The sequence below is a fragment of the Streptomyces sp. NPDC098781 genome (assembly GCF_044759995.1).
Classification (GTDB): domain Bacteria; phylum Actinomycetota; class Actinomycetes; order Streptomycetales; family Streptomycetaceae; genus Streptomyces.
Map to the genome: position 1 here is coordinate 1,183,604 of NZ_JBIWAK010000002.1, position 19,063 is coordinate 1,202,666.

The window sequence follows — 19,063 nt, forward strand, 5'->3', positions numbered from 1 at the left end:
ATCGTCTTCTCAACCTTCACGTACGGCAGGCGGAAAGAAGGAAGCCCCCGTGAGGACGTGACTCGCGGGGGCTCTCCCTTGCCGGGACGGCGTCAGGGCTTGCGCCCCACGCCACCGTGCTGGCCGATCGGCCGGGGCTCCTCGCCGGACGGCTCGGGGCGCCACAGCGGGACGGAGACCACGCCCGGCTCCACCAGCTCCAGGCCCTCGAAGAACGCCTCGATCCGGTCGACCGGGCGCAGGAAGTAGGGGACGGCGCCGGTCTCGTTGTAGCCGTCCTGGGCGTTCTCGTAGTCCGGGTCGGTGCCGCGGGAGCCGTCGTTGACGCAGAGGTAGCTGCCGGAGGGCAGTCCGGCCAGCAGGCGGCGGACCAGGTCGCGGGCCTGGTCGTAGTCGGCGACATGGCCGAGGAGACCGCTGAGGATCAAGGCCGTGGGGCGGGAGAGGTCGAGGGTGCGGGAGGCTGCCTCCAGGATCTTCTCCGGCTCGTACAGGCTCAGGTCCTCGTACGCCGTCACCCCCTCCGGGGCCGAGGTGAGCAGGGCGCGGGCGTGGGCCAGGACCAGCGGGTCGTTGTCGACGTAGACGATCTTCGACTCGGGCGCGAGGCGCTGGGCGACCTCGTGGGTGTTGTCGACGGTCGGCAGGCCGGTACCGACGTCGAGGAACTGGCGCAGGCCCGCCTCCGCCACCAGGTACCGGATGCTGCGGCCCAGGAAGGCGCGGCTGCTGCGCGCGATGGTGACGATGCCGGGGAAGACGGCGGTGTACGCGTCGCCCGCCGCCTCGTCCACGGGGTAGTTGTCCTTGCCGCCCAGCCAGTAGTTCCAGATCCTGGCCGAGTGCGGTACCGAGGTGTCGATCTCCGTCATGCGCCCATGGTGCTACGGCAGGTCGGGCCCGCAGGGCACATTGAGGGAGAGAAGTGCGGTGGATCCGTCTGATTTCACGAGGAGTTCGCTGATCGCCGCGTTGCGCAACCGGGGGAACACTCTGCGGTACTCCCGGGCCGGGATCGACAGCAGCGTGCACAGCACCAGACGGAAGAGGGTGTTGTGGGCGACGACGAGGACACGCTCACCGGGGTGGGCGGCGGCGATCCGGCGCAGGGCGGCCGCACCGCGTTCGGCGGCCCCGGCGGGGTCCTCCGCCCCGGGGAACGGGTGGGCCACCGGATCCGCGCGGAACGCCTCGGCGGCGGCCGGGTTTTCGGCCGCGAACTCCGCGAGCGTACGGCCCTCCAGCACCCCGAAGTCGCATTCACGCAGGTCGGGTTCGCGCCGCGGGGTGAGTCCGAGCGCCCGGCAGGCGGGGTCGGCGGTTGCGACGGCACGCGAGAGCGGCGAGGTCCAGATCGCGTCCAGCGGGTGGGCGGCGGCCCAGCGTCCGAGGGCCTCGGCCTGGGCGCGGCCGGTGTCGGTGAGGGCCACGTCGCTGATCCCGGCGTAGCGGTTCTCGGCGTGCCAGACCGTCTGCCCGTGCCGGGCCAGCAGCAGGGTCGTACCGGTGCTCGTGCTCATGACCCCGCAGTATCCCCGTCGAGACGGGCGTGTGCGTGCGCCGCGACCGGGGGCGGGAGCCAGCCCCGGCCGGCCAGCTCGTCGACCAGGCGGGCGTAGGGCTCGGCGAAGCGGGCGGTGCGCTCGGGGCGGGGGTCGACGGTCGTGCGGACGCTGACCATGGCCTCCGCGGTCTCCGCGAGGCCCCGCGTCGCGCCCGTGCCGAACGCCGCCAACGCGGCCATTCCCAGAGCGGGTTCGGTCTGCCGGGGCACCCGGGCCGGGCGGCCCAGGATGTCGGCGCGCAGCTGGTTCCAGTACGGGCTGCGGGCGCCGCCGCCCGTGAAGGTGAGGGGGCCGTCCAGGGGGGCGCCGAGGTGGTGCAGATAGTCCAGGCACAGGCGTTCCGCGAAGGCGACGCCCTGGAGCAGCGAGGCCCACAGATCGGCGTCCGACTCCGGCTCGCCCAGCACGAGCGCGGCGGCGTCCGGCGCGAGGAAGGGGAAGCGCTCGCCGGGTGAGACCAGGGGGTAGGTGATCGCGCCGGACGGCTCGTACGCGGCGGCCAGCGCGTCCATGGCCGACGGATCGGCGCCCGAGAACGCCGCCGTGAGCACGCCGGCGCCGACACTGGACGCGCCGCCGGGCAGCCAGCTCCCGTCCGGCGCACGGTGGTTGTAGACCACGCCAGTCGGGTCCCGGACCGGCGTCGGGGAGGCGCCCTTGAGGACCAGGGTGGTGCCGAGCACCGAGTTCCAGGAGCCGGGGCGCAGGGCGGCGGAGGCGATCTGGGCGGCGCAGCCGTCGGTCATCCCGGCGATGACGGGGGTGCCGGCGGGGATGCCGGTGGCGTCGGCGGCGGACGCGCGGACCTCGCCCAGCAGCGTGCCGGGGCGTACGACGTCCGGGATCGCGGTGTCGGGCAGGCCCAGCCGGGGCAGCATGGCAGGCCAGGCGTCCCGCTCCAGGTCGTAGCCGGTCTTGAGGGCGTGGCTGGAGTCGGCCGGGGGCAGTTCGCCGGTGAGGAGGGAGACGACCAGGTCCGGTTGGTGGGTGATCCGTCCGTGGCCGTACGTCGCGGTCAGCCACAGCGCCTTGGGCAGCGCCCAGGTGTCCTGCACGCCCAGTCCCGCCATCCGCGCCCGCGCCCCCTCCGCGGTCGCGCGCCCGTCGTCGTACATGAGTGCGGGGCTCATCGGCCGTCCCGCCCCGTCCGTCAGCAGCACGGTCCCGGACGTCCCGCACACCGCGAGGCCGCCGACGCGCACGCCCCGCGAGGAGGCGAGCGCGTTCCGGGACGCCGCGCACAGCGCCTCCCACCACTGGCCCGGCTCCTGCTCGTGCCGCACCCCGTCGCGCCGCCCGCCGAGCGGGGCCGAGCCGCTGCCGAGGACGGTGCCGTCCCCGGTGACCAGCAGGGCCCGGACGCTCTGGGTACCCAGGTCGACGCCGAGCCAGGCCTCGTGCTCATCCGCTGCCATCCGGACCTCCCGCACATCTGGATCCGTTAACTTCACACTCTGCCCTGAGATTTTCCTCTGCGCGAGGGATTGACGCCCAACTTCCGCCGTTCCACCCTCTGTTAACGAGTCGACTCGCCGTGTTAACCGAGCAACACCCGGATGACCCAACCCCACGTGGAGGTCACGGATGGACACGCACGCGCACGACCGCCGACGCTTCCTTGCGCTGGGCGCCGCCCTGGCCGCCACTCCGCTCCTGTCCGCCTGCGGTGCCGGATTCGGCGGCGACGACAGCAAGAGCGACGGCTCGGCGGCCGACGACGTCACCGGCTCCTTCGACTGGAAGCGCGAGCAGGGCACCACCGTCAAGGCGCTGCTCAACAAGCACCCGTACACGGACGCCCTGGTCGCCGATCTCAAGTCCTTCACCGAGCAGACCGGCATCGAGGTCGAGTACGACGTCTTCCCCGAGGACAACTACTTCGACAAGCTCACCGTCGACCTGTCCAGCGGACGCGCCTCGTACGACGTCTTCATGCTGGGCGCGTACATGGTCTGGCAGTACGGGCCGCCGGGCTGGCTGGAGGACCTCGGCCCCTGGATGCGCAACTCCTCGGCCACCGGCGCCGAATGGGACCAGGCCGACTTCTTTCCGAACCTGCTCCAGGCCGACCAGTGGTCACTGAAGGCCGGCGCACCGCTCGGGCAGGGCGGGCAGTACGCGCTGCCGTGGGGCTGGGAGACCAACGTCGTCGCCTACAACACGGACGTGTTCAAGCGGCTCGGGCTCAAACCCGCCGAGACCTTCGACGAGCTGCGCGAAGTCGCCGGCACCATCAAGCGGAAGGCGCCGGGCGCCGGTTTCGACGGCATGTACGGGATCGCCGTACGGGGATCCCGCAGCTGGGCGACCATCCACCCCGGCTTCATGACGATGTACGCGCGCAACGGTCTGCGTGACTTCACGGTCGAGGGCGGGAAGCTCACACCCGCCATGAACACCCCGGAGGCCGTCGCCTTCACCGAGGACTGGGCCGGCATGGTCAAGCAGGGCGGGCCGCCGTCCTGGACGTCGTACACCTGGTACCAGTGCTCCAGCGACCTCGGCGCGAAGAAGGCCGGGATGCTGTTCGACGCCGATACGGCCGCGTACTTCCAGGCCGTCGAGGGGGCGAGTCCCGCCTCCGGGAAGATCGCCTTCCACCCCGGACCCAAGGGGCCGGACGGGTCACTCGCCACCAACATGTGGATCTGGTCGCTCGGCATGAACGCCAAGAGCAAGAAGAAGAGCGCCAGTTGGCTGTTCCTCCAGTGGGCGACCGGCAAGGAGCACCTGCGCCGGAGCGCGATCACGCACAACCACATCGACCCGGTGCGCAAGTCGATCGCCGACGACGCCGCCTACAAGGACAAGATGCGGCACCTGCCCGGCTTCATCGAGACCTTCGAGACGGTCGTCGACCAGACGAAGATCCAGTTCACCCCGCAGGCCCAGTTCTTCGACGCGACCACCAGCTGGGCCGCCGCCCTCCAGGAGATCTACGGCGGCCAGGGCGCCGAGGGCGTCCTCGACGGGCTCGCGGGCGACCTCGCCGACAAGGTGGGCTAGCGCGATGGGATGGCGGCTCACCCTGCGCCCGTACGTCCTGATCGTGCCCGCCCTGCTGCTGACCTGCGGGATCCTCTACCCGTTCGGGCTCGGCCTGTACTACACGCTGTTCGACTTCTCGGCGAGCAAACCGCAGCCGGACATGGTGCGGTTCGAGAACTACGAGACCGTCTTCACCCAGGAGGCGTTCTGGAACTCGGCGTGGGTGACGGTGCTGTACGCCGTGGGGGCGGCCGCCGTCGAGACGGTCCTCGGGGTCGCCGTGGCCCTGCTGCTGCACCGGTCGACGATCGTCGGACGGGTGCTGGAGAAGATCCTCATCCTGCCGCTGATGATCGCGCCGGTGATCGCCGCGATCATCTGGAAGCTGATGCTCCAGCCGTCGGTGGGGGTGATCAACTATCTGCTGAGACCCTTCGGGCTGGGCGGGGTGCAGTGGACGGACACCCCGACCGGCGCGCTGCTGTCGTCGATCGCGGTGGACGTCTGGGTCTACACCCCGTTCGTGGCGATCCTCGCCCTGGCCGGTCTGCGGTCGCTGCCCACCTCCCCCTTCGAGGCGGCGGCCGTGGACGGGGCGGGCTGGTGGTACACCTTCCGGCGGCTGACGCTGCCGATGCTGTGGCCGTACGTCCTGGTCGCGGTGATCTTCCGGTTCATGGACTCGCTGAAGGTGTTCGACATCATCTACGCCCTGACGGAGGGCGGGCCGGGCGACTCGACCGTCGTCCTACAGATCCGCGCCTATCTGGAGGCGATCCGCTTCCAGCGGTACTCGTTCGGCATCAGCTACACGATCGTGCTCTGGGCCGTCGTGTATCTCGCCGCGATGGTGCTGGTGAAGCGCCTGGGGAAGATCCAGCGGAAGGCGGCCGAGGTGAAATGACCGTGCGGAAAAGGCTGTTGGGGTGGCTCGCGGACGCCGCCCTCGTTCTCTACTTCGTCTTCGCGCTGTTCCCGATCGCCTGGATGGTGATCCTGTCCCTCAAGCCGACGAACCAGCTCTTCTCCACCTACTTCTCCTTCTCCCCCACCCTCGACGGCTACCGCACGGTCCTCGGCGACAGCGAGGGCATCCCGTTCGTGCGGTTCTTCGTGAACAGCCTGGTGGTGTCGGTCGGCGCGGTCGTGCTGTCGCTCCTGGTGGGGCTGCCGGCCGCGTACGCCTCGGCGCGCTGGCGGTTCAAGGGCTCCGAGAACCTGATGTTCACGCTGCTGTCGTTCCGGTTCGCGCCCGAACTCACCGTGATCATCCCGCTGTTCGTGCTGTACCAGAAGCTCGGGCTCTTCGACACGTACGTCGGCATGGTCTGGGTGCTCCAGCTCGTCACCCTGCCGCTGATCGTGTGGATCATGCGGTCGTACTTCGCCGATCTCACCCCCGAGCTGGAGCAGGCGGCGCTGCTGGACGGCTACACCCGCAAGCAGGCGTTTCTGAAGGTGGCCCTCCCGCTGGTCAAGCCGGGGGTCGCGGCCGTGTCCCTGCTCGCGTTCATCTTCGCCTGGAACAACTTCGTCTTCCCGCTCATCCTGACCTCCAACGAGGCCCAGACCGTGACCGTCGGCGCCCTGTCCTTCCTCGGCGGGGACCGCCCCAAGTACAACCTCACGGCCGCCGCCGCGCTCGTCTCCGTCGTACCGCCGCTGCTGCTGGCCCTCACCATCCAGCGGTATCTGGTGCGGGGGCTGTCGTTCGGGGCGGTGAAGTCATGATCCGCCTCCGGGACATCCGCAAGGCGTACGGCAGGGTCACCGCACTCGACGGGCTCGAACTCGACGTACGGGAGGGCGAGTTCTTCTGTCTGCTCGGCCCGTCCGGCGCCGGCAAGACCACGACCCTGAAGACCGTCGCCGGGCTGGAGCTCCCCGACGCCGGCACGGTCGAGCTCGACGGCAGGGACATGGCGGGGGTCGAGCCGTACGACCGGGGCGTGGCGATGTGCTTCGAGAGCTACGCCCTCTACCCGCACAAGTCGGCCTACGACAACCTGGCCTCGCCGCTGCGCTCCCCCCGCCACCGCGTCTCCGCCGCGCAGGCCCGGGAACGGATCGGCGAAGTGGCCGAACTGCTGGGCATCTCGGCCCTGTTGGACCGCCCGGTCGGCCGGCTCTCCAACGGCCAGCGCCAGCGGGTCGCCCTCGGCCGTGTCCTGGTCCGCCCGGCCCGCGCCTTCCTCCTCGACGAGCCCCTGTCGCATCTGGACGCCAAGCTGCGCCAGCAGATGCGGGCCGAACTGAAGGCGATCGGGGCCGTCCGGCGCACCACGACCCTCTATGTCACCCATGACTCCGTCGAGGCGCTGGCGCTGGGCGACCGGATCGGGGTGATCCGGGACGGGCGGATCGTGCAGACGGGGACGCGGGAGGAGATCTGGTACCGGCCCTACGACACCGAGGTCGCGCGGGCCTTCGGGCGCCCCCGCATCAACCTGCTGCCGGGAGCCCTCGCGCCCGACGGGAGCTTCCGCTCGGCGGACGGCAAGGTCGCGCTGCCGATGCGGGCCGACGCCGCCCCCGGCACCGAGGTGCTGGTCGGCGTCCGTCCACGGGACATCGAGCTGAACGGCCGGGGACACGAGCTCACCGGCACCGTCTACGTCACCGAGGTGCTCGGCCGGTCCGTGGAGGTCACCGTCCTGCTCGGCGAGCAGCACGTGTCCCTGGTCGCCCCGCGCGGCGACGCGGCCGGTATTCGACCCGACGATCCGGTCCGCCTGGCGGTCCGGCCTGAGAACCTGCTCCTGTTCGAGGCCGACCGGCCGGAGCGTCCAGGACGACGGATCGAGACCCGATGAGCAGCAACCACAGCAGCGGTCAGCAGGGCCCCGCGGCCCGCCAGGCCGCCATGGCCGAGCAGGTCCTCGCCGACGGTTCGGCCACGGCGGCCGAGCTGGCCGAGCGGTTCGGCGTGAGCCTGATGACGATCCACCGGGACCTGGACGAACTCGAACGGCAGGGAATCGTACGGAAGTCGAGGGGCGGGGTGACCGCGCAGCCGTCCGGGGTCTTCGAGTCCAACGTCCAGTACCGCCTGAAGACCATGCGGGCCCAGAAGGCCGCCGTGGCCGACCGCGCGCTGAAGCTGATCGAGCCCGGCATGGCGATCATGCTGGACGACTCCACCACCACCCTGGAGATAGCCCGCGGACTGCGGCTCGGCGAGGTCACCCCGCTCACGGTCGTCACCAACTTCCTGGAGGCCATCAACCTCCTGGCCGACCAGCGCGGCATCCACCTCATGGCCCTCGGGGGCGACTACGACCCGCTGCACTCGTCCTTCCTCGGCGTCTCCTGCGTCGAGGCGATCGAGCAGCTGCGCGTGGACGTCTGCTTCGCGTCCACGTCGGCCGTGCGCGGCGGTTACGCCTACCACCAGGAGCAGCACATCGTGTCGGTGAAGCGGGCCATGCTGGACGCGGCCGCCCGCAACATCCTGCTGATCGACCACACCAAGCTCGCCCGCGTCGCCCTGCACCGGGTGGTCCCCCTCTCCCGCTTCGACCTGCTCCTCGTGGACGACGGAGCGTCGGCGGAGGCGCTGCGGGACCTGGACGAGCACAAGGTCCGTTACGAGGTATGCGCGACGAAGGGCAGCGATGACCGAGCTGGAGCTACGTGATCTGCGCAAGACCTACCGTGCGCGCGGCCGCCCTCCGGTGGACGCCGTACGGGGCATCGACCTCGCCCTGCGTTCCGGGGAACTGCTCGGTCTTCTGGGCCCCTCCGGCTGCGGCAAGTCCACCACCCTGCGCATGATCGCCGGGCTGGAGACGGTGACCGGCGGGGACATCCTGGTCGGCGGGGCGTCCGTGACCGCGCGACCGGCCCAGCAGCGCAACATCGGGGTCGCGTTCGAGAACTACGCCCTCTACCCACCGCTGACGGTGGCGCAGAACCTGGCGTTCGGCCTGAGGGCACGCAGACGGGCCGACCGCGCCGACGTCGACCGCAAGGTCAGGGAGATCGCCGAACGCGTCGACCTCACCGCCATCCTCGAAGCCCACCCCGCCGGCCTGTCCAGCGGCCAGAAGCAACGCGTCTCCCTGGCCCGGGCCCTGATCCGTGAACCGGACGTCCTCCTCCTCGACGAGCCCCTCTCCCACCTCGACGCCGCCCAGCGCGACACGACCCGCCGCGAACTCAAGCGCATCCAGCGCGACCTGGGCCACACGACCATCCTGGTCACCCATGACCAGGAGGAGGCCCTGTCGCTGGCCGACCGGATCGCCGTGATGAAGGACGGCGTCATCCAGCAGCTCGGCACCCCGTACGAGATCTACGACAGCCCCGCCAATGTCTTCGTGGCGGACTTCGTCGGCGAACCGGCCGTCAACCTGTTCCCCGGCGTGGCGACAGACGACGCCCACGCACGTCTCTCCGACACCGTGCGGATCGCGCTGCCGGTGCCGGTGCCGGCGGGCCGCGAGGTGGTCGTCGGCATCCGCCCGGAGGACCTGACCCTGACCGGCGCGGACGACGGCGGCCTGCCCGCCCGCGTCGTCGCCCACGAGCCGCTCCTGGAGTCGGGCATCGCGACCCTCGCCCTGGACGGCGTGGAACGCCCCCTGGTCGTCCTCACCGCCCCCGAGATCCGCCTCGCCCACGACGACCGCGTCCACGTCACCGCCGACCCCGACCTCACCCATGTCTTCGACGCCGAGACAGGAGACTCGCTGCGATGACCAACGGGAACCGTGTGCGCGTGGTGGCCGCCGGCGACCACTTCATCCTGCCGTCGCTCATCCGCGAGGCACTCGACCGTGAACTCACCTGCGAGGTGCACGAATTGCGGCTCGGCTGGCCGCTGGAGCCCTTCGGCCCGGTGGCCGAGGTGACGGAGGCGAGCGACGCCGAGGACGAGCTGATCGAAGCGCTCGCGGGCGCGCCGGTGCTGGTCACCCAGATGGGCCCGGTGACCGAACGCGTCCTCGCCGCCTGCCCGGATCTGCGGCTGGTCGTCGTCTGCCGGGGCGGCCCGGTGAACGTCAACCTGGACGCGGCCGAGCGGCACGACGTCCGGGTGTGCTTCGCGCCCGGCCGCAACGCCGCCGCCACGGCCGAGTTCACCGTGGGCCTCCTGCTGGCCGCACTGCGCCGGATCCCCCAGGCCCATGACCTCCTGGCCCGGCAGGGCAGTTGGGAGGGGGCCACCTACTACACCTACGAGCACAGCGGCATGGAGCTGGAGGACCTGCCGGTGGGCCTGGTCGGCTATGGGGCGGTGGGCAGCAGGGTCGCCCGGGTGCTGTGCGCCTTCGGGGCGCGGGTCATGGTCCACGATCCGTACGTCCAGGGCGAGATCCACGGCCTGCGGGTCAGCTCCCTCGACGACCTGCTCCGCCGGTCCCGGGTGATCACCCTGCACGCCCGCCTCACTCCCGAGACCCGGGGTCTGATCGGCGCCCGCGAACTCGCCCTGCTGCCACGGGGGTCGGTGGTGGTCAACGTGGCGCGGGGCCCGCTGCTGAACGAGGAGGCGCTGTGCGACGCGCTGGAGACCGGCCACGTCTCGGCGGCGGCCCTCGACACCTTCGTACAGGAACCGCTGCCGGCAAAGTCCCGGCTGCTGGGGCAGGCCGACCGAGTCGTCCTCACCCCGCATCTGGGCGGGGCGTCCCGCGCGGTGGCGGAGAAGGCGGCTCGGATCGCCGCCGAGGAGGTGGGCCGCTGGGCACGGGGTGAGCCCCTGGCCCACGCCCTGACCTGAGACCGCCCGTGCCGGGCGAGAGCCCAGAAGGCACCGCACAAGCCGACCGAGCCGAAAAGGTGAGTGGGAATGTACGTCGGTATCGATGTAGGCACCTCCGCGGTGAAAGCCGCCGCGTTCGACGCCGAGGGCCGTGAACTGGCCGTCGCCTCCCGCCCCGTGCCCCTCGCCCTGCACGGAGGCCAGGTCGAGCAGGACATGGAGGAGGTGTACGGGGCGGTCGTGGCCGTACTGCGCGAGGTCACCGAACGTGCCCCCGAGCCGGTCGAGCTGGCCGGCCTCACGGGGCAGGGCGACGGGGTGTGGCTGGTCGACGCGGAGGGGCGACCCGTGCGGCCCGCGGCCTCCTGGATGGACGGGCGGGCCGATCAGCTGGTCGACCGGTGGCTGGCCGACGGCACGTTCGAGACGGTGTTCCGGCGGACGGGGGGCGCGATGTTCCCGGGGAGTCCAGGGCCGTTGCTGGCGTGGCTGGACAGCCATGAGCCGAAGGCGCTGGATGCCGCCAGGGCCGCCCTGTACTGCAAGGACATGGTGTTCCAGCGGCTGACGGGGGCGGCACCGACGACGGATGTGTCGGACGCCTCGATGCCCTTCCTCGACCCGCGTACGCGAACGTACGACAACCGGGTCGTGGAACTGCTCGGCCTCACGCATCGGCGCGGACTCCTCGCTCCGGTCAGCGACCCGGTCGCGACCGCACGGGCCCGCGGGGAAGGCCTCCCGGCCGGGACGCGGATCGCGAACGGACCGTACGACCTGCCGGCCTGTGCCCTGGGCGCTGGGGTGACCTCCCCGGGAGACGGTCTGCTCATCGTCGGCACCTGCCTGGCCGCCCTGGTCGCGACCACCGACCTGGACCTGACCGGCGAACCGGCCGGCCTGTACATCAGCACCGACCGTCCGGGCCACTGGCTGCGCGCGATGCCGGCGATGGTCGGTACGGCCGCGCTGGACTGGGTGCTGTCGACGACAGGCATCCGGCACGACGAGGTCGACGGGCTGCTCGCCGAGACCCCGCCGGGGGCGCACGGAGTGCGGGTGCTGCCGTACTTCGCGCCCTCGGGCGAGCGCGCGCCCTTCGTCGAGCCCCGTCTGCGCGCCGAACTGACCGGTGTCTGCCTGGAGTCGACCCCCGCCGACCTGGTCCGGGCGACCTGCGAGGGCATCGGCTACGCCGCCCGGCACTGTCTGGAAGCGGCCGGGCTCACCGGCACGCTGGCCGTGTGCGGCGGCGGCACCCGCAGTCCGGCCTGGATGCGCCTGCTCGCGGACGTCCTGGGCCGGCCGCTCCGGGTCGTCGAGGGCGAGGTGGGCGCGCGGGGCGCGGTGCTGGCGGCGGCCGAGCGGTACGGGGCGGCGCTGGACGCCGAGGCGTGGACACGGCCGACGGCGATGGTCGAGCCGGATGCGGCGCGGGCGGCGTACTACACACGCGGCTACGAGGACCACCTCGCCCACCTGACCGAGGCACGCCGCCGGGCACGGCACAGCTGAAGCGCCCCACCAGGAAAGGGAGTCGTATGCATCCGACGCACCCGAGACGTAGATCCCTGCTGCTCGCCGCCGCCGGCACCACGGTGGCCGCGGGCGTACCCGTGTCGGCCGCCGCCGGGGCCGGGCCTTGGCCGCGGCCGCTCGTGATCGGGCATCGTGGCGCGGCCGGCTGGCGTCCCGAGCACACGGCGGCCTCCTACACCCACGCCGTGCAGACCGGCGCCGACTGGATCGAACCGGATCTCGTACCGACGAAGGACCACGTCCTGGTGGTCCGGCACGAGAACGAGATCTCGCAGACGACGGATGTGGCGGCGCACCCCGAGTTCGCGGACCGGCGTACGACGAAGACGGTGGACGGACGGGCGGTGACCGGCTGGTTCACGGAGGACTTCACGCTGGCGGAGCTGAGGACGCTGCGGGCGGTGGAGCGGCTGCCGCTGGTCCGCAACCGCAACACGGTGTTCGACGGCCGCGAGCGGGTCCTGACCTTCCAGGAGGTCGTCGACCTGGCGCGCCGGCTGTCGAAGGCGCACGGCCGGACGATCGCGGTGTTCCCGGAGACCAAGCACCCGACGTACTTCCGCTCCGTCGGCCTGCCCCTGGAGCCGGAGCTGGCACGGGTGATCCGGCGGAACCGGCTGGGCCGGCGCGAGTGCGTGGTGCAGTCCTTCGAGCCGACGAGTCTGAAGCGGATCGCGGCCGAGCGGCTGGGGGTGCCGCTGTGGCAGGCGCTGGGAACCACGGGCGGGCCGTACGACCTGGTCTCGGCCGGTGATCCGACGACGTACCGGGACATGATGACCCCGGCGGGGCTGGCGCGGATCGCCGGTTACGCGGAGTGGATCGGGCCGGACAAGTCGTCGGTGCTCGGCACCTCCCTCGTCGCGGACGCGCACGCGGCGGGGCTGCGGGTGGGGCCGTACACCTTCCGGGCGGAGAACCAGTTCCTGCCGGCGGAACTGCGGCGCGGTAGCGGAGCGAACGATTTCGGGGACGCGTTCGCGGAGTACGCGCTGTACTACGAGACGGGGGTCGACGCTGTCGTGACCGACTTCCCGGATCTGGCGGTGATGGCTAGGAGGGGCTGATGTTTTTCCAGGACAAGCACTGCCGAACGTGTCGCAGCATGCAGGTGTTCCGGAAGCTGGACGCCAAGGAGACCGCGGCGGTCAAGGCGAAGCACCCCTACACCGCCGATCTGTGGCGCTGCACGGCCGAGGGCTGCCGTTGGTACCAGCCCTGGCACCGGCAGAGCGACGGCGGCCTGCTCCCGGAGGAGATGAAGATCCAGGCCGCCGTCACCGAGCCGACGTGACCCCTGCGGGGTGCGGTGAGGCTTACAGGTTGCTGAAGTCCGGGCCCTTGGTGCGCGTCCGCTTGATCTCGTAGAAGCCCGGCACGGAGGCCACGGCGAGGGTGCCGTCCCACAGCTTCGCGGCGTCCTCGCCCTTGGGGGCCGGGGTGACGACCGGGCCGAAGAAGGCGATCTGACCGCCGTCGGCGCCGGGGACGGCGATGACCGGGGTGCCGACCTCCTGGCCGACCTTGTCGATGCCCTCCTTGTGGGAGGCGCGCAGCTGGGGCTCGTAGGGGGTGTCGTCCCAGTGCTCCAGGAGGGACTCGGGCAGACCGACGTCCTTCAGGGCGGCGGCGACGGTCTCCTTGCCGGGGCCCTCCTCCTGGTTGTGGATGCGCGTGCCGAGCGCGGTGTAGAGGTCGGCGAGGACCTCGGTGCCGTGCTCCTCCTGCGCCGCGATGACGACCCGGACCGGGCCCCACGCCTTGGACTCCAGGAATTCGCGGTACTGCTCGGGCAGCTCGTCGAGCTTGTCCTCGTTGAGGACGGCGAGGCTCATCAGGTGCCAGCGCACCTCGATGTCACGGACCTTCTCCACCTCCAGCACCCAGCGCGAGGTCATCCAGGCCCACGGGCACAGCGGGTCGAACCAGAAGTCGACGGGGGTCTTGTCCGACATGTCTCTCCTCATGAGGCAAGCAGGTCTCAGCTGAACCTCTGGGGGAACACCGCTGCTCGCCCGGCCATTCCCCGGTGCCGCGCGGCAGGGGCGCATGGCAGGATCGGGCCGTCCGCATACTGAACACCACCCAGGGAGTACCACCCGTGCCCGGTGAGAATCTGTCCCGCGACGAGGCCCGGGAGCGGGCCGCCCTGCTGTCCGTCGACGGGTACGACGTGTCCCTCGACGTACGTTCCGCCCTCGGGGACGGGGACGGGGAGCGGGTGGAGGGGGCGCCGCGCACCTTCCGCTCGGTCACCACGATCCGCTTCCGGTGCGCCGAGCCCGGCGCGAGCAGCTTCGCCGACCTGATCGCGCCGAGCGTGACGGCCGTCTCCCTCAACGGCAGGGACCTGGATCCGAGCGAGGTCTTCGACGGCTCGCGGATCACCCTGGAGGACCTGGCCGCGGACAACGAGCTCGTGGTGGACGCCCAGTGCGCGTACTCCCGCACGGGCGAGGGCCTGCACCGCTTCGTCGACCCCGAGGACGGCGAGGTCTACCTCTACACGCAGTACGAGCCGGCCGACTCCCGCCGGGTCTTCGCGAACTTCGAGCAGCCGGACCTCAAGGCGCCGTTCCGCTTCGAGGTGCGGGCGCCCGAGGGGTGGACGGTGTGGAGCAACGGGGCCGGTGAACTCGCGGACGGCACCTGGCGGTTCGCGGAGACGAAGCCGATCTCGACGTACATCACCTGTGTCGTGGCGGGCCCGTACCACTACGTCACGGACTCCTACGAGCGCACGTTCGCCGACGGCACGACGCTGCGGATCCCGCTCGGCGCCATGTGCCGCAAGGGTCTCGCGCCCTACTTCGACGCCGACGACATCTTCCTCGTGACCAAGCAGGGCCTGGACTTCTTCCACGACCACTTCGACTACCCGTACCCCTTCGGGAAGTACGACCAGGCGTTCGTGCCGGAGTACAACCTGGGCGCGATGGAGAACCCGGGGATGGTGACCTTCCGGGAGGAGTTCGTCTTCCGGGGCAAGGTGACGCGGGCGTCGTACGAGGGCCGGGCGAACGTCGTCCTGCACGAGATGGCGCACATGTGGTTCGGTGACCTGGTCACCATGGTGTGGTGGGACGACCTGTGGCTGAAGGAGTCCTTCGCGGACTTCATGGGCACGTTCGCGAACGTCGGCGCGACCCGCTTCAAGGACGCCTGGATCACCTTCGCCAACCGCCGCAAGGCGTGGGCGTACCGGGCCGACCAGCTGCCCTCCACCCACCCGATCACGGCGGACATCCGCGACCTCCAGGACGCCAAGCTCAACTTCGACGGCATCACCTACGCCAAGGGCGCCTCCGTGCTGAAGCAGCTGGTGGCGTACGTCGGTGAGGACGCGTTCCTGGAGGGCGCACGGCGCTACTTCAAGCGGCACGCGTACGGCAACACACGCCTGGGCGATCTGCTGTCGGTGCTGGAGGAGACCAGCGGCCGGGACATGGCCGCCTGGTCGCGGTCCTGGCTCCAGACGGCGGGCGTGAACTCGCTGACCCCGCAGGTGCTGCTGGACGCGGAGGGCAGGGTGAGCGAGCTGGCGGTGCTCCAGGAGGCCGCCGAGTCGCACCCGGAGCTGCGGCCGCACCGGATCGGCGTGGGTCTGTACCGGCGGGGCGAGGACGGTGCCCTGGAGCGGTATGCGCGGGCCGAGGTGGACGTCGACGGGCCGCGCACGGTCGTCACGGAGCTCGCGGGTGCCGAGGCGCCGGAGCTGGTGCTGGTCAACGACGACGACCTGACGTTCTGCAAGACCCGTTTCGACGAGACGTCGCTGGCGACGCTGCGGGCCGCGCTCGGCGACATGACCGACCCGCTGGCGCGCGCCCTGTGCTGGTCGGCGCTGTGGAACATGACGCGGGACGCGCTGCTGCCGGCGCGGGACTTCGTGGACCTGGTGCTGCGGTTCGCGGGGCGCGAGTCCGACATCGGTGTGCTCCAGATGCTGCACGCGTGGGCGAACTCGTCCCTGGTGCACTACGCGGCGCCCGAGTGGCGGTCGCAGGGCCGGCTGCTGGTGGCCGAGGGTGCGCTGCGGGAGCTGCGGGCCGCCGAGCCGGGCAGCGAGCAGCAGCTGGCGTGGGCGCGGTTCTTCGCGTCGTCGGCGTCCGAGGAGCGGGACTTCGAGCTGCTGCGCGGTCTGCTGGACGGCACGGAGAAGATCGCCGGTCTCGACGTGGACCAGGAGCTGCGCTGGGCGTTCCTGGAGCCGCTGGCCGCGCACGGGGCGGCCGACGAGTCGGTGCTGGCGGCCGAACTGGCCCGTGACGACACCGCGTCCGGCAGGCGCCACCAGGTCCGCTGTCTGGCCGCACGGCCGTCGGAGGCGGTGAAGGCGCAGGCGTGGGCGCAGGTGGTGGAGTCGGACGCGTTGTCGAACGCGCTGGTCGAGGCGACGATCGCGGGCTGGGGCCAGCCCTCGCAGCGGGAGCTGCTCGCGCCGTACGCCGACCGGTACTTCGCGGCCATCGAGCGGGTGTGGGCCGAGCGGTCCATCCAGATCGGCATGGACGTGGTGCGCGGGCTGTTCCCGGGGCTTCAGCAGTCGCAGGCCACGCTGGACGCGACGGACGCGTGGCTCGCGGCGCACGAGGACGCGGCTCCGGCGCTGCGGCGGCTGGTGCTGGAGGCGCGGGACGATCTGGCGCGCGGGCTGCGGGGCCAGAAGTGTGACGCGATGGCGTCAACCGACTAATACCTTTGGCCAACGGTCTAGGCCCTGCGTGACCGTTACGGAATTCAGGCAATAGCAGCCGTAACCCCTGGTCCCACCCGATCGGACCAGGGGTTTTCGGTGCCTACTCGGCAACCGAACACCCGTCCTTTAGTGCCATGTTGTCCGCATTTGTCGACGGGCGTGTAACAGCGGTTAGGAGCCGGACCGGGCACGGAAGCCTCCGGGTCATGAACCACAACACCCCGCTGTCCCCCCGCCCCCTGCGTCACCTCTCCGAAGTCCGCCGCCGCGTCATGACGATCGCCCAGCTGAAGTCGCACGGCGTCGCACCCGCCGAGATGGGCGAGCAGTGCCGCCCCGGCGGCCCCTGGCAGCAGATCCTCCCCGGCGTCTTCCTGCTCCACCCCGGCCCGCCGACCAGCGAGGAGCGCCTGCACGCGGTGCTCATGTACGCGGCACGCGAGCGCACCTCCGGGGTGCCGGCCCAGCCGAACACGGGCGAGCAGCACGCCGCCCCGGTCTACGCCGAGGCGATGATCACCGGCCTCGCGGCACTGACCCTGCACGGCTTCTCCGCCACGCCGCCGCTCACCGCCCTGGACGCCATCGACGTCCTGGTCCCGCGGATGCGCCGGCTGCGCTCCATCGGCTGCGCCCGCATCCTGCGCACCGCCGCGCTGCCCACGCCCCAGCAGGTCACCGGCCTGCCGGTGGCCCCCGTCCCGCGGGCCCTGGCCGACGCGGTCGCCGAGCTCACGGACGCGGGCGCCGTACGCCGGCTGCTGACCGAGGCCGTGCGCGGCGGCCACTGCGAACCGGCCTCGGTGGTACGGGAGTTGAACCAGGCGAAGCTGCTCAGCCGGCCGCATGTGGTGGACGCGGTGGACTCCCTGCTCGCCGAGGGCCGCGCGATCGCCGAGGACCGGCTGTACGCGATGGTCCACGAGTACGGTCTGCCCGACCCGGTGTGGAACGTGGACCTGCGTCTGCCGGGCGGACCGCACCTCGGCGGCCTGGACGCGTACTGGCCGGAGCAGGCGGTGGCGGTGGAGCTCGACACCCGTGCCCCCCGCCAGGGCGACCGGCAGGACGACGACGCCCTGTGGTCCGAGTACGCCCGCAAGCGCGAGCACCTGGAGCGGCTGGGCATCACGGTCGTGTACGTCACGCCGAAGAAGCTCCGGGACGCACTGGAGCAGCAGGCCGCGGTGGTCCGTACCGCCCTGATGGCGGCGGCGGACCGCGATCCGGCCGCGTATGTCGTGGTGCTGCCCCGGTAGTGACGGACCGGGGGCGGCATCAGGAGGGGAGAGGAGGGGCCGCCGGGGCCTGGCACCCGGCGGCCCCTCCTCGTGTCACCAGCCTTGGTCCGGGCGGTGGGTCGCCGAGCGCCCGGTCGGCTTCTCGTCGGCCTTGCCGCAGAACTCGGCCTCGATCACCGCCCTCGCGTCACCGGCCCAGTCGCCGTTGAAGTTGAAGGCGAGGGAACGGCGGCCGTCCCTGGTCGTGAGCGCCACGGACTCGGAGCCGTGGATACCGCCGTCGTGGCCCCAGAGGGTGACGTCACAGCTCAGCTTGGCCGAGGTCAGGCCGAGGCCGTAGCCCTGGTCCTCGCCGAGCGGGACGACGTCGGTCATCTCGTTCAGCTGCTCGCGCGGGAGGAGCCTGCCGCGCAGCAGGGCCGTGTAGAAGCGGTTGAGGTCGGCCGAGTCGGAGATCATCTCGCCGGCCGCGTAGGCGAGCGACGGGTTGAGCTCGGTGACGTCGTACGTCGGGCCCGTCGCCGTCTCGGCCAGCTTGGAGTAGGCACGGCTGCTGGGGCCGGGCACCGTGGCGCGGGTGCCCGGGACGGACGTGGCGGTCAGGTGCAGGGGCTTGATGATCCGGTCGCGGACCTCGGCGCCGTACGGACGGCCGGTGACCTTCTCGATCACCATGCCGGCCACGACGTAGTTGGTGTTGGAGTAGTTCCACGACGTGCCCGGCTCGAAGTCCGGCTTGTGGGTCATGGCGAGGGCGACAAGGTCCGCCGGCCTCTTGGTGTCGTAGCGGTGCTCGAAGAAGCCGTCCTTCAGGAAGTACGTCCGCCCGAAGTCCTCGTCGGCCGTGTAGTTGTAGATGCCGCTGGTGTGGTTCAGGAGCCGGCGCAGGGTGATCCGGCCGCCGTCGTGGCCGTTGCCCCGCACCAGGCCGGGCAGCCACTTCTCCACGGTGTCGTCCAGCGACAGCCTGCCCTCCGCCTCCAGCTGGAGCAGCACGGTGGCGACGAAGGTCTTGGTGATGCTGCCCACCCGGTAGCGGTCGTCCGCCGAACGCGGCTTGCCCGTCCTGAGGTTGCCGACACCGGCGGTGGCCGACCAGGTGCGGTGGCCGTCCTTCACCGTCGCCGTCACCCCGGGAACGCCCGACGCGACGGCGGCCTCGATGGCCTCGCGGGTCTCCTCGTGGCCGGCCGCGGCGGGCGCCGCCGCCAGCGCGGGGGCCGCGAGGGCCACCGACAGCGCCACCGCCGTCGTGGCCACGAGGGCCGTGCGGGTCGTACGTACGCTCATGTCTCTCCCCCTGTCTGCGCGCTCTCGTCGAGCG

The 19,063-nt window shown here is 71.5% G+C and carries 17 protein-coding genes; 12 read left to right on the top strand and 5 right to left on the bottom strand.

The annotated features are described in order from the left end of the window. Window positions 1-92: 92 nt before the first annotated feature. From ACIQWG_RS11355 to ACIQWG_RS11365, 3 genes are read right to left on the bottom strand one after another with little or no spacing between them, the layout of a single operon-like run. Window positions 93-872 carry an SAM-dependent methyltransferase gene (locus ACIQWG_RS11355; protein ID WP_404093246.1) on the bottom strand — a complete coding sequence of 260 codons (780 nt, stop codon included), beginning with the start codon at window positions 870-872 and terminating at the stop codon, window positions 93-95. A 12-nt stretch (window positions 873-884) separates the two neighbouring features. Then, window positions 885-1,520, bottom strand: coding sequence for a histidine phosphatase family protein (locus ACIQWG_RS11360; protein WP_404093249.1), 636 nt, complete (start codon window positions 1,518-1,520; stop codon window positions 885-887). Beyond that, window positions 1,517-2,980 (bottom strand): FGGY-family carbohydrate kinase, encoded by a 1,464-nt coding sequence (locus tag ACIQWG_RS11365; RefSeq protein WP_404093252.1) that lies wholly within the window; start codon window positions 2,978-2,980, stop codon window positions 1,517-1,519. Before ACIQWG_RS11365 ends, ACIQWG_RS11360 begins: the two co-directional genes overlap by 4 nt. A gap of 169 nt (window positions 2,981-3,149) precedes the next feature. On the opposite strand from ACIQWG_RS11365, the gene ACIQWG_RS11370 reads away from it, so the two are divergent. From ACIQWG_RS11370 to ACIQWG_RS11415, 10 genes are all read left to right on the top strand, one after another. Beyond that, window positions 3,150-4,571, top strand: a complete 1,422-nt coding sequence (locus ACIQWG_RS11370; RefSeq protein ID WP_404093255.1) for an ABC transporter substrate-binding protein — start codon at window positions 3,150-3,152, stop codon at window positions 4,569-4,571. Window positions 4,572-4,575: 4 nt separating this feature from the next. After that, the gene (locus ACIQWG_RS11375; RefSeq protein ID WP_404093257.1) at window positions 4,576-5,457 is read left to right on the top strand and encodes a carbohydrate ABC transporter permease; all 882 of its coding nucleotides are present in this window, start codon (window positions 4,576-4,578) and stop codon (window positions 5,455-5,457) included. Further along, window positions 5,454-6,284: a carbohydrate ABC transporter permease gene (locus ACIQWG_RS11380; protein ID WP_404093260.1), complete on the top strand. Its 831-nt coding sequence runs from the start codon at window positions 5,454-5,456 to the stop codon at window positions 6,282-6,284. The genes ACIQWG_RS11375 and ACIQWG_RS11380 overlap by 4 nt, the downstream gene beginning before the upstream one ends. Further along, window positions 6,281-7,366, top strand: a complete 1,086-nt coding sequence (locus ACIQWG_RS11385; RefSeq protein WP_404093262.1) for an ABC transporter ATP-binding protein — start codon at window positions 6,281-6,283, stop codon at window positions 7,364-7,366. The genes ACIQWG_RS11380 and ACIQWG_RS11385 overlap by 4 nt, the downstream gene beginning before the upstream one ends. After that, on the top strand, window positions 7,363-8,190 hold the full coding sequence (locus tag ACIQWG_RS11390; RefSeq protein ID WP_404093263.1) for a DeoR/GlpR family DNA-binding transcription regulator: 828 nt from the start codon (window positions 7,363-7,365) through the stop codon (window positions 8,188-8,190). The genes ACIQWG_RS11385 and ACIQWG_RS11390 overlap by 4 nt, the downstream gene beginning before the upstream one ends. Next, window positions 8,168-9,253 (top strand): ABC transporter ATP-binding protein, encoded by a 1,086-nt coding sequence (locus ACIQWG_RS11395; RefSeq protein WP_404093265.1) that lies wholly within the window; start codon window positions 8,168-8,170, stop codon window positions 9,251-9,253. The genes ACIQWG_RS11390 and ACIQWG_RS11395 overlap by 23 nt, the downstream gene beginning before the upstream one ends. After that, window positions 9,250-10,278, top strand: coding sequence for a 2-hydroxyacid dehydrogenase (locus tag ACIQWG_RS11400; RefSeq protein WP_404093268.1), 1,029 nt, complete (start codon window positions 9,250-9,252; stop codon window positions 10,276-10,278). Before ACIQWG_RS11395 ends, ACIQWG_RS11400 begins: the two co-directional genes overlap by 4 nt. 69 nt (window positions 10,279-10,347) lie before the next feature. Next, window positions 10,348-11,775: an FGGY family carbohydrate kinase gene (locus tag ACIQWG_RS11405; protein ID WP_404093271.1), complete on the top strand. Its 1,428-nt coding sequence runs from the start codon at window positions 10,348-10,350 to the stop codon at window positions 11,773-11,775. A 26-nt stretch (window positions 11,776-11,801) separates the two neighbouring features. Then, window positions 11,802-12,866: a glycerophosphodiester phosphodiesterase family protein gene (locus tag ACIQWG_RS11410; protein ID WP_404093273.1), complete on the top strand. Its 1,065-nt coding sequence runs from the start codon at window positions 11,802-11,804 to the stop codon at window positions 12,864-12,866. Window positions 12,867-12,904: 38 nt separating this feature from the next. Beyond that, window positions 12,905-13,093, top strand: coding sequence for a hypothetical protein (locus tag ACIQWG_RS11415; RefSeq protein WP_404093276.1), 189 nt, complete (start codon window positions 12,905-12,907; stop codon window positions 13,091-13,093). Window positions 13,094-13,115: 22 nt separating this feature from the next. Here ACIQWG_RS11415 and ACIQWG_RS11420 read toward each other — a convergent pair whose 3' ends face one another. Next, entirely contained in the window at window positions 13,116-13,754 is a 639-nt protein-coding gene (locus ACIQWG_RS11420) for a DsbA family protein (RefSeq protein WP_404093278.1), read from the bottom strand. Window positions 13,755-13,900: 146 nt separating this feature from the next. Here ACIQWG_RS11420 and pepN point away from each other — a divergent pair, with 146 nt between their 5' ends. Together pepN and ACIQWG_RS11430 are read left to right on the top strand one after the other, a co-directional pair. Continuing rightward, window positions 13,901-16,495, top strand: coding sequence for an aminopeptidase N (gene pepN, locus ACIQWG_RS11425; protein ID WP_404093280.1), 2,595 nt, complete (start codon window positions 13,901-13,903; stop codon window positions 16,493-16,495). Between the two features lie 209 nt (window positions 16,496-16,704). After that, entirely contained in the window at window positions 16,705-17,757 is a 1,053-nt protein-coding gene (locus ACIQWG_RS11430) for a hypothetical protein (RefSeq protein WP_404093283.1), read from the top strand. 75 nt (window positions 17,758-17,832) lie between these two features. On the opposite strand, the gene ACIQWG_RS11435 is transcribed toward ACIQWG_RS11430, so the two are convergent. Then, complete coding sequence (locus ACIQWG_RS11435; RefSeq protein WP_404093285.1) at window positions 17,833-19,029, bottom strand: serine hydrolase domain-containing protein; 1,197 nt, start codon at window positions 19,027-19,029, stop codon at window positions 17,833-17,835. Between the last annotated feature and the right edge of the window lie 34 nt (window positions 19,030-19,063).

Excerpts from the sequence above, each read along its gene's own strand:
- ACIQWG_RS11385 (WP_404093262.1), top strand. The coding sequence starts at position 6,281 with ATGATCCGCCTCCGGGACATCCGCAAGGCGTACGGCAGGGTCACCGCA.
- ACIQWG_RS11430 (WP_404093283.1), top strand. The coding sequence starts at position 16,705 with ATGAACCACAACACCCCGCTGTCCCCCCGCCCCCTGCGTCACCTCTCC.
- ACIQWG_RS11415 (WP_404093276.1), top strand. The coding sequence starts at position 12,905 with ATGCAGGTGTTCCGGAAGCTGGACGCCAAGGAGACCGCGGCGGTCAAG.
- ACIQWG_RS11355 (WP_404093246.1), bottom strand. The coding sequence starts at position 872 with ATGACGGAGATCGACACCTCGGTACCGCACTCGGCCAGGATCTGGAAC.
- ACIQWG_RS11375 (WP_404093257.1), top strand. The coding sequence starts at position 4,576 with ATGGGATGGCGGCTCACCCTGCGCCCGTACGTCCTGATCGTGCCCGCC.
- ACIQWG_RS11390 (WP_404093263.1), top strand. The coding sequence starts at position 7,363 with ATGAGCAGCAACCACAGCAGCGGTCAGCAGGGCCCCGCGGCCCGCCAG.
- ACIQWG_RS11405 (WP_404093271.1), top strand. The coding sequence starts at position 10,348 with ATGTACGTCGGTATCGATGTAGGCACCTCCGCGGTGAAAGCCGCCGCG.
- ACIQWG_RS11410 (WP_404093273.1), top strand. The coding sequence starts at position 11,802 with ATGCATCCGACGCACCCGAGACGTAGATCCCTGCTGCTCGCCGCCGCC.
- ACIQWG_RS11420 (WP_404093278.1), bottom strand. The coding sequence starts at position 13,754 with ATGTCGGACAAGACCCCCGTCGACTTCTGGTTCGACCCGCTGTGCCCG.
- ACIQWG_RS11435 (WP_404093285.1), bottom strand. The coding sequence starts at position 19,029 with ATGAGCGTACGTACGACCCGCACGGCCCTCGTGGCCACGACGGCGGTG.
- ACIQWG_RS11380 (WP_404093260.1), top strand. The coding sequence starts at position 5,454 with ATGACCGTGCGGAAAAGGCTGTTGGGGTGGCTCGCGGACGCCGCCCTC.
- ACIQWG_RS11370 (WP_404093255.1), top strand. The coding sequence starts at position 3,150 with ATGGACACGCACGCGCACGACCGCCGACGCTTCCTTGCGCTGGGCGCC.
- ACIQWG_RS11395 (WP_404093265.1), top strand. The coding sequence starts at position 8,168 with ATGACCGAGCTGGAGCTACGTGATCTGCGCAAGACCTACCGTGCGCGC.
- ACIQWG_RS11400 (WP_404093268.1), top strand. The coding sequence starts at position 9,250 with ATGACCAACGGGAACCGTGTGCGCGTGGTGGCCGCCGGCGACCACTTC.
- ACIQWG_RS11365 (WP_404093252.1), bottom strand. The coding sequence starts at position 2,980 with ATGGCAGCGGATGAGCACGAGGCCTGGCTCGGCGTCGACCTGGGTACC.
- ACIQWG_RS11360 (WP_404093249.1), bottom strand. The coding sequence starts at position 1,520 with ATGAGCACGAGCACCGGTACGACCCTGCTGCTGGCCCGGCACGGGCAG.